The organism is Cognatiluteimonas lumbrici, from assembly GCF_006476065.1.
GTDB lineage: Bacteria > Pseudomonadota > Gammaproteobacteria > Xanthomonadales > Xanthomonadaceae > Cognatiluteimonas > Cognatiluteimonas lumbrici.
This window is the reverse complement of record NZ_ML636798.1, coordinates 1-12,758: the sequence shown is the minus strand read 5'-3', so window position 1 is coordinate 12,758 and position 12,758 is coordinate 1. Positions and strand designations below refer to the sequence as shown.

Here is a 12,758-nt window from a genome sequence, read left to right as displayed (position 1 = left end):
GTCTCCTGGATTACTTCGAGTACAGCTCGACGATCAGCGCTTCGTTGATGTCGGAGGGCAGGTCGGCGCGGTCCGGCACGGCCTTGAACACGCCGGCGAACTTCTTGGCGTCGACCTCGATCCACGAGGGCGAGAGGTCCATCTGCGAGGACACCGCCAGCGACTCCTGCACGCGGAGCTGCTTCTGCGCCTTCTCGGACAGCGCGATCGCGTCGCCCGCCTTGACCTGGTAGGACGGCAGGTTGACCAGCTTGCCGTTCACGGTCACGCCGCGGTGGCTGACCAGCTGGCGCGCGGCCGGGCGGGTGACGGCGAAGCCCATGCGGTAGACGACGTTGTCCAGGCGGGTCTCCAGCATCTGCAGGAGGTTCTCGCCGGTGTTGCCCTTGCGGGTGGACGCCTTCTTGTAATAGTTGCGGAACTGGCGCTCGAGCAGGCCGTAGATGCGCTTGACCTTCTGCTTCTCGCGAAGCTGCAGGGCGTAGTCGGACAGCTTGCTGCGGCGGGCGCCGGTGCCGGCGCCGTGCTGGCCGGGCTTCTGCTCCAGCTTGCACTTGGAATCGAGCGCGCGCGCCGGCGACTTGAGGCCGAGGTCGACGCCTTCGCGGCGGGCGAGCTTGCAGGTGGGACCGATGTAACGAGCCATTTTCTATCGCCCCCTTAGACGCGACGCTTCTTCGGCGGACGGCACCCGTTGTGCGGGATCGGCGTCACGTCGATGATGTTGGTGATCTTGTAGCCGACGTTGTTCAGCGAACGCACGGCCGACTCGCGCCCCGGGCCCGGGCCCTTGATGCGCACTTCCAGCGACTTCACGCCGTAGTCGAGCGCGGCCTTGCCGGCCTTCTCGGCCGCGACCTGGGCCGCGAACGGGGTCGACTTGCGCGAGCCGCGGAAGCCCGCGCCGCCGGAGGTCGCCCACGACAGGGCGTTGCCCTGGCGGTCGGTGATGGTCACGATGGTGTTGTTGAACGACGCGTGCACGTGGGCGATGCCGTCGGTGACGACGCGCTTGATCTTCTTCTTGACTTTCGCGGCAGCTGGCTTGGCCATGTCGGTTCCTTACTTCTTGATGGCCTTGCGCGGACCCTTGCGGGTACGGGCATTGGTCCGGGTGCGCTGGCCGCGCAGGGGCAGGCCGCGGCGGTGGCGCAGGCCGCGGTAGCAGGCCAGGTCCATCAGGCGCTTGATGGCGACGCCGACCTCGCGGCGCAGGTCGCCCTCGACGGGGTACTTGGCGATCTCCAGGCGGAGGCGCTCGACCTCGGGCTCGGAGAGGTCGCGGATCTTGGTCGACGGCGCAACGCCGGCGGCCTCGCAGACCTGCTTCGAACGGGTACGGCCAATGCCGTAGATGCTTTGCAGGCCCACCCAGACGTGCTTCTGGGCAGGCAGGTTGACGCCGGCAATACGCGCCATGACGCGGTCTCCAAACTGGTTGTCGGCCAGGGCACGCGTCCCCGGCGGAGTGAACTGGAAATTTTAGCAAGATTCCGGGTCGTCTGGAAGCCCAGGCCATCCAACGGCCCAGGCCCGGCATGGGGAGTGTGCCCATGCTCCGGCGACGGCCCGGGGCTGGCCGGCCGGGGCGGAGGACCGCCCTGCCCGGCCCGCGCGCTACTCTGGCGCGCGGATCGGCCCCGGGCCACCCGTGCGCGGAATCGCCGCCCGGGTCGCCCATTTGCCCCTTTCGGGGCTGCCCCTGTCGGGGCTTGTCCTACCTCCTGCCGCCCTTCAGGTTCGCCTTCTTCAGCAAACTGTCGTACTGGTGCGACATGAGGTGCGCCTGGATCTGGGCGATGAAGTCCATCACCACCACGACCACGATCAGCAGCGAGGTGCCGCCGAAGTAGAACGAGGCCCCCAGCTCCGTGCGCATGAATTCCGGCAGCAGGCAGACCGCCACCAGGTAGGCCGCGCCGGCCGCCGTCAGGCGGGTCAGCACGCCGTCCACGTAGTCGGCGGTCGCCTTGCCCGGGCGGATGCCCGGGATCAGCGCGCCGGACTTCTTCAGGTTGTCGGCGGTCTCCTGCGAGTTGAAGACCAGCGCCGTGTAGAAGAAGGTGAAGCCGGCGATCAGGCCGCCGTAGAGCAGGATGTACAGCGGTTCGCCGGGCGACAACGCCTGGCTCGCCCGCTGCAGCCAGGTGGCCGAACCGGCCTGGCCGAACCAAGTCGAGGCGGTCGCCGGGAACATGATGATCGACGAGGCGAAGATCGGCGGGATCACGCCCGACATGTTGAGCTTCAGCGGCAGGAACGAGCTCTGGTTCATGTACGCGCTGCGGCCGCCCTGGCGGCGCGCGTAGTTGACCGTGATCCGGCGCTGGCCGCTCTCGACGAAGACCACGAACCAGGTCACCGCGAGCACGATGAGCACGATGGCGATCACCGCGATCGAGGTCATCTGGCCGTTGCGCGCCGACTCCATGGTGCCCAGCACCGCGCCCGGCAGCCCGGCCACGATGCCCGCGAAGATGATCAGCGAGACGCCGTTGCCGATGCCGCGCTCGGTCACCTGCTCGCCCAGCCACATCAGGAACATCGTGCCGGCGGTCAGCGACACCACCGCGGTCAGGATGAAGCCGATGCCCGGCGAGTAGACCACCGGGATGCCGTTGCTGGCGCCGGAGCTCTGCAGCGCGATCGCGATGCCGGCCGACTGGAAGATCGCCAGCGGGATCGAGCCGAGGCGCGACCACTGGGTGATCTTGCGGCGCCCGGACTCGCCTTCCTTCTGGATCGCCTTCAGGCTCGGGATCACCTGCACCATCAGCTGCATGACGATCGAGGCCGAGATGTACGGGATCACGTTGAGCGCGAACAGGCTGAAGCGCTCCAGGGCGCCACCGGAGAACATGTTGAACATGTCCACGATGGTCCCTTCCTGGGTCTCCATCAGCTGCAGCATCGCCTCCGGGTTGACGCCCGGGACGGGGATGAAGCAGCCCAGCCGGTAGACCAGCAGCGCACCGACCACGAACAGCAGGCGCTGCCGCAGCTCAGTGAACTTGCCGGCCCCGGCCAATCCGCCGAGGGCGCCCGCGCTGCGCGACATCCCTACTCCCCGACCTGGCCGCCCGCGGCCTCGATCGCGGCCCTGGCGCCGGCGGTGGCCAGCAGGCCCTGGAGCACGAACTTCTTGCTGACCTCGCCCTTCTTCACGATCTTGGCGCGCTTGGCGGTGCTGGGCACCAGCTTGGCGGCGCGGAGCGCGGCGAAGTCGACGGTGCCCGCCTCGAGCACGTCGAGCTTGTACAGCAGCACCTCGGCGGTATCCGCGGCCGTGCGCGAACGGAAGCCGATCTTCGGCAGGCGGCGCTGCATGGGCATCTGGCCGCCTTCGAAGCCGGCCTTGATCTTGCCCTTGCCCGAGCGCGCGAACGAGCCCTTGTGGCCGCGGCCGGCGGTCTTGCCGAGCCCCGAGCCGATGCCGCGGCCGACACGCTTGCGCTCGGTGCGGGCGCCGTCAGCCGGCTTGAGAGTGTTGAGCTTCATCTGGATTACTCCTCGACCCGCACCAGGTAGTGGACCTTGTTGATCAGGCCGCGCACCTGCGGGCTGTCCTTCAATTCACGCACGCTGTTGAGCTTGCCAAGGCCCAGTGCCTTCACGGACAGGCGATGGATGCCCTTGGTTCCCCGCAGGCCCTTGACCAGGCGCACCTTGATGGTGCCGGTGGCTTCGTTCTTCTTAGCCATGCTGGAGTTCCTCCACCTTCTTGCCGCGCTTGGCCGCGATGGCGCTCGGCGAATGCATGCCGGTCAGGCCCTTGAGGGTGGCGCGGACCAGGTTGATCGGGTTGCGCGAACCCGTGGCCTTGGCCAGCACGTCCTTCACGCCGACCGCCTCGAGCACGGCGCGCATGGCGCCGCCGGCGATCACGCCGGTACCTTCCGAGGCCGGCTGCATGTAGACCTTGGCCGCGCCGTGGTTCGACTTGACCACGTGCCACAGGGTGCCGTTGTTGAGCTCGACGCGGGCCATGCCGCGGCGGGCCTGCTCCATCGACTTCTGGATCGCGACCGGCACCTCGCGGGCCTTGCCGTAGCCGAAGCCGACGCGGCCGTCGCCGTCGCCGACCACGGTCAGCGCGGTGAAGGTGAACTGGCGGCCGCCCTTGACCGTCTTGCTGACGCGGTTGACCGCGATCAGCTTCTCGATCATGCCGTCGTCGATTTCCTCGCGGTCGCGATTGCGGTCGCGTCCCCGCGGTGCACGTTCGTCTGCCATGTGTTCCTCTCTGGTCTCGGTATGTACGGCTCATGCGGCCGCTTATAGTTGTTGGTCAGTTGCCTGGAGCTTGGTGGATCAGAACTGCAGGCCACCCTCGCGGGCGGCATCGGCCAGCGCCTTGACGCGGCCGTGGTAACGGTAGCCGGAGCGGTCGAACGCGACCCGCTCGATGCCGGCGGCTTTCGCCTTCTCGGCGATCGCGCGGCCGACCTTGGCGGCGGCGTCGACGTTCTTGCCGTTCTTCAGGCCCTCGCGCACGTCGGCCTGGGTGGTGCTGGCCGCGGCCAGGACCTTCGAGCCGTCGGCGCTGAACAGCTGGGCGTACAGGTGCTGGCCGGTGCGCAGCACCGACAGGCGCGGCACGCCGAGTTCGCGGATCCGCGAACGGGTCGACTTGGCGCGGCGCAGGCGGGCGATCTTCTTGTCCATTGTGGGTTCTCTCCGGAAGCTGAAAGCGTGCGTTACGCCTTCTTGGCTTCCTTGCGGATGATGGTTTCGTCGGAGTACTTCACGCCCTTGCCCTTGTACGGCTCCGGCGGGCGGAACGCGCGGATCTTGGCAGCGACCTCGCCGACGCGCTGCTTGTCGGCGCCGCTGACCACGACCTCGGTCTGGGTCGGGGTGGTGATGGTAATGCCCTCCGGCGCCTTGAACAGCACCGGGTGCGAGAAGCCCAGCGACAGGTTCAGGTCCTTGCCCTGCATGGCGGCGCGGTAGCCGACGCCGACCAGCTCGAGCTTGCGCTCGAAGCCCTCGGACACGCCCTTGACCATGTTGGCCACGATCGAGCGCAGGGTGCCGGCCAGCGGCACGTCGGCCGGGTCGGCGGCCGCGAGCTGGGCCTGGCCGTCCTCGACCTTGACCTCGATCCCTTCCGGCTTGTCGATCGACAGCGCGCCCTTCGGGCCCTTCACGGACACCGAACCGGGCTGGATGTTCAGTTCCACGCCCTTCGGGAGGGCGATCGGCTTCTTGGCGACACGAGACATGGTTCCTGCTCCCTTAGGCCACGAAGCACAGGACCTCGCCGCCGACGCCCTGCTGGCGCGCCTGCGCATCGGTCATGATGCCCTTCGAGGTGGAAATGATGGCGACGCCGAGGCCGCCGAGGACCTTCGGCAGCGCGTCCTTGCCGCGGTACTGGCGCAGGCCCGAACGCGAGACGCGATGCAGGCGCTCGATCACCGGCTTGCCTTCGAAATACTTCAGCACGATCTCGAGCTCGGCCTTGGCGCCGTTCTCGATCACGCGCGAGTCCACGATGTAGCCCTCGTCCTGGAGGACCTTGGCGATCGCGACCTTGACCTTGGAGGACGGCATCTTCACCGTCGGCTTGCCGACCGCGGCCGCATTCCTGATGCGGACCAGCATGTCGGCGATGGGATCAGTCATGCTCATTTGGATTCACCTTGTGAGTAGCACCGATATCCGCGCTATGCGAATTCGTAGGGTTGGGTTACCAGCTGGCCTTGCGCAGGCCGGGGACGTCGCCGCGCATGGTGGCCTGGCGCAGCATGTTGCGGCCGAGGCCGAACTTGCCGTACACGCCGCGCGGGCGCCCGGTCAGGGCGCAGCGGCTGCGCTGGCGGCTCTCGGAGGAGTCGCGCGGCAGCTTCTGCAGCTTCACCGAGGCGTCCATCTTCTCCTCGTAGCTGGCCGTCTGGCTGCTGATGATGGCCTTCAGCGCGGCGCGCTTGGCGGCGTACTTCTTCGCCAGCTTCTCGCGCTTGGCTTCGCGGTTGACCATGGAGGTCTTTGCCATTTGCCTGTTCCTGTCAGTTGCGGAACGGGAAGCGGAAGGCCTCGAGCAGGGCCTTGGCTTCCTCGTTGGTGCGGGCGGAGGTGGTGATCGCGATGTCCATGCCGCGCAGCGCGTCCACCTGGTCGAAGTCGATCTCCGGGAAGATGATCTGCTCCTTGACGCCCATGTTGTAGTTGCCGCGGCCGTCGAACGAACGGCCGGACACGCCACGGAAGTCGCGCACGCGCGGCAGCGAGACGTTGACCAGGCGGTCGAGGAACTCGTACATCTTCGCCCGGCGCAGGGTCACCTTGCAGCCGATCGGCCAGCCGTCGCGGATCTTGAACGAGGCCACCGAGACGCGCGACTTGGTCACCACCGGCTTCTGGCCGGCGATCCTGGCCATGTCGGCGACGGCGTTCTCGAGGATCTTCTTGTTGGTCGCGGCCTCGCCCACGCCCATGTTGAGCGTGATCTTCTCCAGGCGCGGGACCTGCATCGGATTGGTGTAGCCGAAGCGCTCCATCAGCTTCGGCACCACTTCGTCCTTGTAGAACTTTTCCAGTCGGGTCGTCATCTCGGCATTCCTCAGGCGTCGAGCGCCTCACCGCTGGAGCGGAACACGCGCAACTTGCGTCCATCCTCCAGCACCTTGGTACCGATGCGCTCGCCCTTGCCGGTGGCCGGGTTGAAGAGCATCACGTTCGAAACATGGATCGGCGCCTCGCGCTCGATCACGCCGCCCGGCTGGTTGGCCTGCGGGTTGGGCTTGGTGTGGCGCTTGACCAGGTTGACGTTGGACACGACGACCTTGTCGCCGTGGACGCTCACCACGTCGCCACGCTTGCCCTTGTCCTTGCCGGCGGTGACGACCACGTGGTCGCCCTTGCGGATACGATTCATCTTCCTTCCTCCGCTCAGAGCACTTCGGGTGCGAGCGAGACGATCTTCATGAACTTCTCGGAGCGCAGCTCGCGGGTAACCGGCCCGAAGATGCGCGTGCCGATCGGCTCGTGCTTGTTGTTCAGCAGTACGGCGGCGTTGCCGTCGAAGCGGATCAGCGAACCGTCGGCGCGACGCACGCCCTTGCGGGTGCGCACCACGACGGCGTCGTAGACCTCGCCCTTCTTGACCTTGCCGCGCGGGATCGCGTCCTTGACCGACACCTTGATGATGTCGCCGATGTGCGCGTAGCGGCGCTTGGAACCGCCAAGCACCTTGATGCACATCACTTCCTTGGCGCCCGAGTTGTCGGCCACGTCGAGGTGGCTCTGCATCTGGATCATTGCAAGGCCTCCTTATTCGGCCGCGCGGGCGAGGATCTCGACCACGCGCCAGTTCTTGGTCTTGGACATCGGCGCGCACTCGGCCACCCGGACCATGTCGCCGGTGTTGCAGGCGTTGTCCGCGTCGTGGGCGTGCAGCTTGGTCGAGCGGCGGATGTACTTGCCGTACAGCGCGTGCTTGACCTGGCGCTCGACGAGCACCGTCACCGTCTTGTCCATCTTGTTGCTGACCACGCGGCCTTCGACCGTGTGCAGCTTCTTGCCATTGTTTTCGGTCATGTCAGCCCGTCCTTACTTCTTCGCACCGAGCAGGGTGTTCACGCGAGCGATCTCGCGGCGCACCCGGCGGGCTTCGTGGGTCTTGGCAAGCTGCCCGGTGGCCTTCTGCATGCGCAGGGAGAACTGCTCCTTGTGCAGCTCGGCCAGGTGGGCCTGCAGCTCTTCGGCCGACTTCTGTCGCATCTGCCTCATGTCCATCAGCGCACCGTCCGGGTCACGAATTGGGTGGTGACCGAGAGCTTGGCGGCGGCCAGGCGGAACGCCTCGCGCGCGGTCGCCTCGTCGACGCCCTCGATCTCGTAGATCATGCGGCCCGGCTGGATCTGCGCGACCCAGTATTCGACGTTGCCCTTGCCGGAGCCCATGCGGACCTCGATCGGCTTCTTGGTGATGGGCTTGTCGGGGAACACGCGGATCCACATCTTGCCGCCGCGCTTGACGTAGCGGCTGATCGAGCGGCGGGCCGCCTCGATCTGGCGCGCGGTCAGCTGCCCGGTGGCGGTCGCCTTCAGCCCGTACTCGCCGAAGCTGACGGCATTGCCGTTCCAGGACAGGCCGTCGTTGCGGCCCTTGTGCATCTTGCGGAACTTGGTTCGCTTGGGTTGCAGCATGGTTTATTCCCTCGCCTCGCCGCGGTCGTTACGATCGTTGCGGCGCGGGCCGCGCGGACGGTCCTGACGATCGCCACGGTCGCCGCGCGGCGTGTCGTCCTGCTTTTCCTGGCCGACCTGGGCGAAGTCGAAGATCTCGCCCTTGTAGACCCAGACCTTGATGCCGATGATCCCGTAGGTGGTACGCGCCTCGGCGAAGCCGTAGTCCACGTCCGCGCGCAGGGTGTGCAGCGGCACGCGGCCTTCGCGGTACCACTCCGAACGCGCGATCTCGGCGCCGTTCAGGCGGCCGGCCACGTTGACCTTGATGCCCAGCGCGCCCAGGCGCATCGCGTTGCCGACGGCGCGCTTCATCGCGCGGCGGAACATGATGCGGCGCTCGAGCTGCTGCGCGATCGACTCGGCCACCAGCTGCGCGTCGAGCTCGGGCTTACGGACCTCGGTGACGTTGATGTGCGCCGGGACGCCCATCATGTCGCTGACTTCCTTGCGCAGCTTCTCGATGTCCTCGCCGCGCTTGCCGATCACCACGCCCGGGCGGGCGGTGTGGATGGTGACGCGCGCGGTCTTGGCCGGGCGCTCGATCAGGATCTTCGAGATCCCGGCGGCGGCCAGCTTCTTGCGCAGCATCTCGCGGACCCGCAGGTCGGCGGCCAGGTACTCGGCGTATTCCTTCTTGCCGGCGAACCACTTGGAGTTCCAGTCCTTGGAGATGCCCAGGCGGATGCCGGTCGGATGTACTTTGTGACCCATGATTACTTCCCTTCGCCGACGACGACGGTGATGTGGCTGGTGCGCTTCAGGATGCGCGTGCCACGGCCCTTTGCCCGCGCCATGAAGCGCTTCAGCGTGGGGCCCTCGTCGACCATGATGGTGGTGACCTTCAGTTCGTCGACGTCGGCGCCCTGGTTGTTCTCCGCGTTGGCGATCGCCGACTCGACGACCTTGCGGATCAGCTGGGCGGCCTTCTTGTCCGAGAACTTCAGCAGGTTGACGGCACGCTCGGCCGACAGCCCGCGCACCTGGTCGGCGACCAGGCGGGCCTTCTGGGGGGAGATGCGGGCGGTGCGCAGGATCGCCTTCGCGCCATTGCCGTTTTGCATGGTCGTCATCTCCTTACTTCCCGGCCTTCTTGTCGCCGCCATGGCCCTTGAAGGTGCGGGTGATCGCGAACTCGCCGAGCTTGTGCCCGACCATGTTCTCGTTGACCAGCACCGGGATGTGGTTCTTGCCGTTGTGGATGGCGATGGTGTAGCCGACCATCTCCGGCAGCACCATGGAACGCCGCGACCAGGTCTTGATCGGCCGCTTGTTGCTGCCCGCGGTCTCCACCTTCTTCATCAGGTGGTGGTCCACGAACGGGCCCTTCTTCAGTGAACGTGGCATGTCGATCAGCTCCTGCGGTCGCGCACGATGAACTGCTGGGTGCGCTTGTTCTTGCGGGTCTTGTAACCCTTGGTCGGGACGCCCCACGGGGTGACCGGATGCGGGTTGCCCTGGCCGGCCTTGGCCTCGCCGCCGCCGTGCGGGTGGTCGACCGGGTTCATGGCCGCGCCGCGGACGGTCGGCTTGATGCCGCGCCAGCGGCTGGCGCCGGCCTTGCCGAGCTTCTCGAGGTTGTGCTCGTGGTTGCTCACTTCGCCGATGGTGGCGCGGCACTCGGCCGGCACCTTGCGCATCTCGCCCGAGCGCATGCGCAGCATCGCGTAGACGCCCTCGCGGGCGACCAGCTGCACGCCGGCGCCGGCGGCGCGCGCCATCTGCGCGCCCTTGCCAGGCTTCATCTCGATGCAGTGCACGGTGGAACCGACCGGGATGTTGCGCAGCGGCAGGGTGTTGCCGACCTTGATCGGCGCGTCGGAACCCGCGATCACCTGCTCGCCGGCCTTCAGGCCCTTGGGCGCGATGATGTAGCGGCGCTCGCCGTCCACGTAGCACAGCAGCGCGATGTGCGCGGTGCGGTTGGGGTCGTACTCGATCCGCTCGACGCGCGCCGGGATGCCTTCCTTGTCGCGCTTGAAGTCGATGATGCGGTAGTGCTGCTTGTGCCCGCCGCCCATGTGGCGGGTGGTGATGCGCCCGTGGTGGTTGCGGCCGCCGGTGCGGCCCTGCTTCTCCAGCAGCGGCGCGTGCGGGGCGCCCTTGTGGAGCTCGGGCGTCACCACGCGGACCGCGCTGCGGCGGCCGGGCGAGGTGGGCTTGAAGGTCATCAGTGCCATGGTTCTATCCTCAGGCCGTGGCCATCACGTCGATCGACTGGCCGTCGGCCAGCTTCACGTATGCCTTGCGCCAGTCGCCGCGGCGGCCGATGCGGTTGCGGAAGGCCTTGCCCTTGCCTTTCACGTTGACCACGTTGACCGCCTCGACGGTGACGTCGAACAGCTTCTCGACCGCGACCTTGATGTCGGCCTTGGTCGCGTCCGTCGCCACTTCGAAGACGTACTGGTTGGAGACTTCCTGCAGGCGCGCGGTCTTCTCGGAGATGCGCGGCGCGCGGATCACGTTGTAGAGCTTGGCTTCGTTCATGCCAGCCACTCCTCGATCTTCTTGACGGCGTCGGCGGTCATCACCACCGAGTCGGCGCCCACGAGCGCGACCGGGTCCAGGCCCTGCACGTCGCGGACTTCCACGTACGGCAGGTTGCGGGCCGACAGGTACAGGTTCTCGGTCGCGTCCTCGGTGACGATCAGCGGGCGCTTGCCGGCGTTGAGTTCCTTCAGCTTCGCGACCATGCCCGAGGTCTTCGGGCTGTCGAGCTCGAAGCCCTCGACCACGGTGATCCGGCCCTGGCGGTTGAGCTCCGACAGGATCGCGGCCATCGCGGCGCGGTACATCTTGCGGTTGACCTTCTGCTCGAAGCTGCGCGGCTTGGCCGCGAAGGTCACGCCGCCGCCGACGAAGATCGGCGCGGTCAGGGCGCCGTGGCGGGCGCCACCGCCCTTCTGCTTCTTCGACTTCTTGGTGGTGCCGGCGACTTCCGAGCGGGTCTTCTGCGCCTTGGTGCCGGCGCGGCCGGCATTGCGGTAGGCGACGACCACCTGGTGCACCAGGTCTTCGCTGAACTCACGGCCGAAGACAGCGTCGGACACCGACAGCTTCTTGCCGTTGTTGATGGCGAGTTCCATCGTCATCTCTCCTTAAACCTTGCTCGACGGGCGCACGACCACGTCGCCGCCCGGCGCACCCGGCACCGCGCCGCGGACCGCGATCAGGCCGCGCTCGGCGTCGACCTTGACCACCTGCAGGCGCTGCGTCGTCTGCTGCACGGCGCCCATGTGGCCGGCCATCTTCTTGCCCGGGAACACGCGGCCGGGGGTCTGGCGCTGGCCGATCGAACCGGGGGACCGGTGCGACAGCGAGTTGCCGTGGGTGGCGTCGCCCATGCGGAAGTTCCAGCGCTTGATCGTGCCCTGGAAGCCCTTGCCCTTGGTCACGCCCTGGACGTCGACGATCTGGCCCGGCTCGAAGATGTCGGCCTTGATCTCGCCGCCGACCTCGAAGCCGCCGATGGCGTCGTCCGCCACGCGCAGCTCCCACAGGCCGCGGCCTGCCTCGACCTTGGCCTTGGCCAGGTGGCCGGCCTCGGGCTTGTTCACCAGCGCGGCGCGCTTGCTGCCGACCGCGACCTGCACGGCGCTGTAGCCGTCGGTCTCGACCGTCTTGATCTGGGTAATGCGGTTCGGGGTCGCCTCGATCAGGGTCACCGGCACGGACTTGCCGTCTTCGGTGAACAGGCGGCTCATGCCGGCCTTGCGGCCGACGATGCCCAGCGCATGCTTCTTCGCGGTCATCCTGGCGTCCCTCAGGTCAGCTTGATCTGGACGTCGACGCCGGCCGCGAGCTCGAGCTTCATCAGCGCGTCCACGGTCTTGTCGTTCGGGTCGACGATGTCGAGCACGCGCTTGTGCGTGCGGGTCTCGTACTGGTCGCGCGCGTCCTTGTCGACGTGCGGCGAGGTCAGCACCGTGTAGCGCTCGATCTTGGTCGGCAGCGGGATCGGGCCGCGCACCTGCGCGCCGGTCCGCTTGGCCGTCTCGACGATCTCGCTGGCCGAGCGGTCGATCAGGCGATGATCGAAAGCCTTCAGCCGAATCCGGATCTTCTGGTCCGCCATGAGGAATTCCTCGAAATAAATCCTAAAGAGCGACAGGCCGGCGGCTGGGTGCGCCGAACCCCGTGTGTTTTGGAGCGTCCTTCGAATGCGTCCTTGCCAGAAACGGGGCAGGCCGGTTGCCCGGCCCGCCAGGAAAGGTCTTGCGGACGCGAAAATGCCCCGTCACGAGTGCCCCGAACTATCTTTCGGGGCGGACGGAGCACTGCCGCGCGGCATTTCCCTGCCTGGCGAAAACGAGGCGCTTCCATGGCCTCATTTCGCTGGTCCGCGGCCGTCCGGGAAGGCAGGGCCGCGGGAAGTCGGACATTCTAGCCGGATCCACGGGGCCCGTGCAAGCCCCGTGAACCTGCCCGGAGGGTCCGGTTTACTTGATGATCTTGGCCACCACGCCGGCGCCGACGGTGCGGCCGCCCTCGCGGATCGCGAAGCGCAGGCCCTCGTCCATCGCCACCGGGTTGATCAGCGTGACCTTCATCTTCACGTTGTCGCCC

General features: G+C 67.3%; 26 protein-coding genes. All 26 read right to left on the bottom strand.

The annotated features are described in order from the left end of the window. Positions 1-10: 10 nt before the first annotated feature. Complete coding sequence (gene rpsD, locus E4F25_RS00130; protein WP_140908273.1) at positions 11-646, bottom strand: 30S ribosomal protein S4; 636 nt, start codon at positions 644-646, stop codon at positions 11-13. 14 nt (positions 647-660) lie between these two features. Next, the gene (gene rpsK, locus E4F25_RS00125; RefSeq protein WP_140908272.1) at positions 661-1,053 is read right to left on the bottom strand and encodes a 30S ribosomal protein S11; all 393 of its coding nucleotides are present in this window, start codon (positions 1,051-1,053) and stop codon (positions 661-663) included. Between the two features lie 9 nt (positions 1,054-1,062). Beyond that, complete coding sequence (gene rpsM, locus E4F25_RS00120; RefSeq protein WP_140908271.1) at positions 1,063-1,419, bottom strand: 30S ribosomal protein S13; 357 nt, start codon at positions 1,417-1,419, stop codon at positions 1,063-1,065. Positions 1,420-1,717: 298 nt separating this feature from the next. Beyond that, entirely contained in the window at positions 1,718-3,058 is a 1,341-nt protein-coding gene (secY, locus tag E4F25_RS00115; protein WP_140908270.1) for a preprotein translocase subunit SecY, read from the bottom strand. A gap of 2 nt (positions 3,059-3,060) precedes the next feature. Further along, positions 3,061-3,498 carry a 50S ribosomal protein L15 gene (rplO, locus tag E4F25_RS00110; protein WP_140908269.1) on the bottom strand — a complete coding sequence of 146 codons (438 nt, stop codon included), beginning with the start codon at positions 3,496-3,498 and terminating at the stop codon, positions 3,061-3,063. A 5-nt stretch (positions 3,499-3,503) separates the two neighbouring features. After that, positions 3,504-3,701, bottom strand: coding sequence for a 50S ribosomal protein L30 (rpmD, locus tag E4F25_RS00105; RefSeq protein ID WP_140908268.1), 198 nt, complete (start codon positions 3,699-3,701; stop codon positions 3,504-3,506). After that, on the bottom strand, positions 3,694-4,233 hold the full coding sequence (rpsE, locus tag E4F25_RS00100) for a 30S ribosomal protein S5 (protein ID WP_140908267.1): 540 nt from the start codon (positions 4,231-4,233) through the stop codon (positions 3,694-3,696). Before rpsE ends, rpmD begins: the two co-directional genes overlap by 8 nt. 78 nt (positions 4,234-4,311) lie before the next feature. Continuing rightward, a complete protein-coding gene (gene rplR / locus E4F25_RS00095) occupies positions 4,312-4,665 on the bottom strand; it encodes a 50S ribosomal protein L18 (RefSeq protein ID WP_140908266.1) in 354 nt (117 codons plus the stop codon). Between the two features lie 32 nt (positions 4,666-4,697). After that, positions 4,698-5,225: a 50S ribosomal protein L6 gene (rplF, locus tag E4F25_RS00090; RefSeq protein WP_140908265.1), complete on the bottom strand. Its 528-nt coding sequence runs from the start codon at positions 5,223-5,225 to the stop codon at positions 4,698-4,700. Between the two features lie 13 nt (positions 5,226-5,238). Continuing rightward, positions 5,239-5,634: a 30S ribosomal protein S8 gene (gene rpsH / locus E4F25_RS00085; RefSeq protein ID WP_140908264.1), complete on the bottom strand. Its 396-nt coding sequence runs from the start codon at positions 5,632-5,634 to the stop codon at positions 5,239-5,241. 58 nt (positions 5,635-5,692) lie between these two features. Beyond that, a complete protein-coding gene (gene rpsN, locus E4F25_RS00080; RefSeq protein ID WP_140908263.1) occupies positions 5,693-5,998 on the bottom strand; it encodes a 30S ribosomal protein S14 in 306 nt (101 codons plus the stop codon). Between the two features lie 13 nt (positions 5,999-6,011). Further along, positions 6,012-6,554: a 50S ribosomal protein L5 gene (rplE, locus tag E4F25_RS00075; RefSeq protein WP_140908262.1), complete on the bottom strand. Its 543-nt coding sequence runs from the start codon at positions 6,552-6,554 to the stop codon at positions 6,012-6,014. Between the two features lie 11 nt (positions 6,555-6,565). Continuing rightward, a complete protein-coding gene (gene rplX / locus E4F25_RS00070; RefSeq protein WP_140908261.1) occupies positions 6,566-6,880 on the bottom strand; it encodes a 50S ribosomal protein L24 in 315 nt (104 codons plus the stop codon). Between the two features lie 14 nt (positions 6,881-6,894). After that, on the bottom strand, positions 6,895-7,263 hold the full coding sequence (rplN, locus tag E4F25_RS00065; protein WP_140908260.1) for a 50S ribosomal protein L14: 369 nt from the start codon (positions 7,261-7,263) through the stop codon (positions 6,895-6,897). A 12-nt stretch (positions 7,264-7,275) separates the two neighbouring features. Continuing rightward, positions 7,276-7,542, bottom strand: a complete 267-nt coding sequence (gene rpsQ, locus E4F25_RS00060; RefSeq protein ID WP_140908259.1) for a 30S ribosomal protein S17 — start codon at positions 7,540-7,542, stop codon at positions 7,276-7,278. A gap of 12 nt (positions 7,543-7,554) precedes the next feature. After that, positions 7,555-7,740 carry a 50S ribosomal protein L29 gene (gene rpmC / locus E4F25_RS00055; protein WP_140908258.1) on the bottom strand — a complete coding sequence of 62 codons (186 nt, stop codon included), beginning with the start codon at positions 7,738-7,740 and terminating at the stop codon, positions 7,555-7,557. Continuing rightward, positions 7,740-8,153, bottom strand: a complete 414-nt coding sequence (gene rplP, locus E4F25_RS00050; RefSeq protein ID WP_140908257.1) for a 50S ribosomal protein L16 — start codon at positions 8,151-8,153, stop codon at positions 7,740-7,742. The genes rpmC and rplP overlap by 1 nt, the downstream gene beginning before the upstream one ends. Positions 8,154-8,156: 3 nt before the next feature. Next, positions 8,157-8,906, bottom strand: coding sequence for a 30S ribosomal protein S3 (gene rpsC, locus E4F25_RS00045; RefSeq protein WP_140908256.1), 750 nt, complete (start codon positions 8,904-8,906; stop codon positions 8,157-8,159). A gap of 2 nt (positions 8,907-8,908) precedes the next feature. After that, entirely contained in the window at positions 8,909-9,256 is a 348-nt protein-coding gene (gene rplV / locus E4F25_RS00040) for a 50S ribosomal protein L22 (protein ID WP_140910231.1), read from the bottom strand. Positions 9,257-9,269: 13 nt separating this feature from the next. Next, complete coding sequence (gene rpsS, locus E4F25_RS00035; RefSeq protein WP_140908255.1) at positions 9,270-9,539, bottom strand: 30S ribosomal protein S19; 270 nt, start codon at positions 9,537-9,539, stop codon at positions 9,270-9,272. Positions 9,540-9,544: 5 nt separating this feature from the next. Further along, complete coding sequence (gene rplB, locus E4F25_RS00030) at positions 9,545-10,372, bottom strand: 50S ribosomal protein L2 (RefSeq protein WP_140908254.1); 828 nt, start codon at positions 10,370-10,372, stop codon at positions 9,545-9,547. A 10-nt stretch (positions 10,373-10,382) separates the two neighbouring features. Continuing rightward, positions 10,383-10,679 (bottom strand): 50S ribosomal protein L23, encoded by a 297-nt coding sequence (gene rplW / locus E4F25_RS00025; protein ID WP_140908253.1) that lies wholly within the window; start codon positions 10,677-10,679, stop codon positions 10,383-10,385. Next, positions 10,676-11,278: a 50S ribosomal protein L4 gene (rplD, locus tag E4F25_RS00020; protein WP_140908252.1), complete on the bottom strand. Its 603-nt coding sequence runs from the start codon at positions 11,276-11,278 to the stop codon at positions 10,676-10,678. The genes rplW and rplD overlap by 4 nt, the downstream gene beginning before the upstream one ends. A gap of 12 nt (positions 11,279-11,290) precedes the next feature. Continuing rightward, positions 11,291-11,944 (bottom strand): 50S ribosomal protein L3, encoded by a 654-nt coding sequence (rplC, locus tag E4F25_RS00015; RefSeq protein WP_140908251.1) that lies wholly within the window; start codon positions 11,942-11,944, stop codon positions 11,291-11,293. An 11-nt stretch (positions 11,945-11,955) separates the two neighbouring features. After that, complete coding sequence (gene rpsJ / locus E4F25_RS00010) at positions 11,956-12,267, bottom strand: 30S ribosomal protein S10 (RefSeq protein WP_140908250.1); 312 nt, start codon at positions 12,265-12,267, stop codon at positions 11,956-11,958. Between the two features lie 364 nt (positions 12,268-12,631). Beyond that, a partial coding sequence (locus tag E4F25_RS00005) for an EF-Tu C-terminal domain-related protein (protein ID WP_455423388.1) occupies positions 12,632-12,758 on the bottom strand: 127 nt, incomplete at its 5' end.

Excerpts from the sequence above, each read along its gene's own strand:
- rpsD (WP_140908273.1), bottom strand. The coding sequence starts at position 646 with ATGGCTCGTTACATCGGTCCCACCTGCAAGCTCGCCCGCCGCGAAGGC.
- rpsK (WP_140908272.1), bottom strand. The coding sequence starts at position 1,053 with ATGGCCAAGCCAGCTGCCGCGAAAGTCAAGAAGAAGATCAAGCGCGTC.
- rpsM (WP_140908271.1), bottom strand. The coding sequence starts at position 1,419 with ATGGCGCGTATTGCCGGCGTCAACCTGCCTGCCCAGAAGCACGTCTGG.
- secY (WP_140908270.1), bottom strand. The coding sequence starts at position 3,058 with ATGTCGCGCAGCGCGGGCGCCCTCGGCGGATTGGCCGGGGCCGGCAAG.
- rplO (WP_140908269.1), bottom strand. The coding sequence starts at position 3,498 with ATGAAGCTCAACACTCTCAAGCCGGCTGACGGCGCCCGCACCGAGCGC.
- rpmD (WP_140908268.1), bottom strand. The coding sequence starts at position 3,701 with ATGGCTAAGAAGAACGAAGCCACCGGCACCATCAAGGTGCGCCTGGTC.
- rpsE (WP_140908267.1), bottom strand. The coding sequence starts at position 4,233 with ATGGCAGACGAACGTGCACCGCGGGGACGCGACCGCAATCGCGACCGC.
- rplR (WP_140908266.1), bottom strand. The coding sequence starts at position 4,665 with ATGGACAAGAAGATCGCCCGCCTGCGCCGCGCCAAGTCGACCCGTTCG.
- rplF (WP_140908265.1), bottom strand. The coding sequence starts at position 5,225 with ATGTCTCGTGTCGCCAAGAAGCCGATCGCCCTCCCGAAGGGCGTGGAA.
- rpsH (WP_140908264.1), bottom strand. The coding sequence starts at position 5,634 with ATGAGCATGACTGATCCCATCGCCGACATGCTGGTCCGCATCAGGAAT.
- rpsN (WP_140908263.1), bottom strand. The coding sequence starts at position 5,998 with ATGGCAAAGACCTCCATGGTCAACCGCGAAGCCAAGCGCGAGAAGCTG.
- rplE (WP_140908262.1), bottom strand. The coding sequence starts at position 6,554 with ATGACGACCCGACTGGAAAAGTTCTACAAGGACGAAGTGGTGCCGAAG.
- rplX (WP_140908261.1), bottom strand. The coding sequence starts at position 6,880 with ATGAATCGTATCCGCAAGGGCGACCACGTGGTCGTCACCGCCGGCAAG.
- rplN (WP_140908260.1), bottom strand. The coding sequence starts at position 7,263 with ATGATCCAGATGCAGAGCCACCTCGACGTGGCCGACAACTCGGGCGCC.
- rpsQ (WP_140908259.1), bottom strand. The coding sequence starts at position 7,542 with ATGACCGAAAACAATGGCAAGAAGCTGCACACGGTCGAAGGCCGCGTG.
- rpmC (WP_140908258.1), bottom strand. The coding sequence starts at position 7,740 with ATGGACATGAGGCAGATGCGACAGAAGTCGGCCGAAGAGCTGCAGGCC.
- rplP (WP_140908257.1), bottom strand. The coding sequence starts at position 8,153 with ATGCTGCAACCCAAGCGAACCAAGTTCCGCAAGATGCACAAGGGCCGC.
- rpsC (WP_140908256.1), bottom strand. The coding sequence starts at position 8,906 with ATGGGTCACAAAGTACATCCGACCGGCATCCGCCTGGGCATCTCCAAG.
- rplV (WP_140910231.1), bottom strand. The coding sequence starts at position 9,256 with ATGCAAAACGGCAATGGCGCGAAGGCGATCCTGCGCACCGCCCGCATC.
- rpsS (WP_140908255.1), bottom strand. The coding sequence starts at position 9,539 with ATGCCACGTTCACTGAAGAAGGGCCCGTTCGTGGACCACCACCTGATG.
- rplB (WP_140908254.1), bottom strand. The coding sequence starts at position 10,372 with ATGGCACTGATGACCTTCAAGCCCACCTCGCCCGGCCGCCGCAGCGCG.
- rplW (WP_140908253.1), bottom strand. The coding sequence starts at position 10,679 with ATGAACGAAGCCAAGCTCTACAACGTGATCCGCGCGCCGCGCATCTCC.
- rplD (WP_140908252.1), bottom strand. The coding sequence starts at position 11,278 with ATGGAACTCGCCATCAACAACGGCAAGAAGCTGTCGGTGTCCGACGCT.
- rplC (WP_140908251.1), bottom strand. The coding sequence starts at position 11,944 with ATGACCGCGAAGAAGCATGCGCTGGGCATCGTCGGCCGCAAGGCCGGC.
- rpsJ (WP_140908250.1), bottom strand. The coding sequence starts at position 12,267 with ATGGCGGACCAGAAGATCCGGATTCGGCTGAAGGCTTTCGATCATCGC.